The organism is Paenibacillus sp. F411 (assembly GCF_017582705.1).
Classification (GTDB): Bacteria; Bacillota; Bacilli; order Paenibacillales; family Paenibacillaceae; genus Paenibacillus_AQ; species Paenibacillus_AQ algicola.
On record NZ_JAGFIP010000054.1, the window covers coordinates 1 to 653 of the forward strand.

Here is a 653-nt window from a genome sequence, read left to right on the forward strand (position 1 = left end):
ATTCATCCGTAGGGAAGATGCTTTTCCCTTTCGTCACTTTACGGAGTTGGCGGTGGTAGCTCTCAATCATATTGGTCGTATAAATGAGCTTACGAAGCTCAGGTGGGTACTTAAAGAACGTGGCGAGTTCTTCCCAATTATTGCGCCATGAACGGATAATAAGTGGGTACTTGGTTCCCCAGATCTCCTCAAACCGGTCCAACTCCAGCAGAGCCATCTCCTCCGTCGTCGCCTTGTAGATCGGTTTTAAATCCGAGGTCACCTTCTTGAGATCTTTATAGGATACATAACGGGTGGAGTTGCGGATTTGGTGAATGATACATTTTTGGATTTCCGTGCTGGGATAGCAAGCTGAAATCGCTTGTGAGAAGCCTGTAAGGTTATCTACACAAGTAATGAGAATGTCCTGAACGCCGCGATTTTTCAATTCATTGAGCACACTGAGCCAGAACTTTGCAGACTCATTCTCACCAATCCACATGCCAAGGACGTCTTTGTTTCCATCCAAATCAATGCCAATGACCATGTAAGCAGACTTGTTGACGATGGCCCCATCCTGTTTCACCTTGAAATGAATGGCGTCCAGAAACACCACAGCATACACGCTCTGTAGGGGGCGATTCTGCCACTCTTTCACGAGAGGGATAATCTTG

General features: G+C 46.6%; 1 protein-coding gene. It reads right to left on the reverse strand.

The features are described from left to right. A partial coding sequence (locus tag JJQ72_RS20290) for an IS256 family transposase (RefSeq protein WP_208204785.1) occupies nt 1-653 on the reverse strand: 653 nt, incomplete at both ends.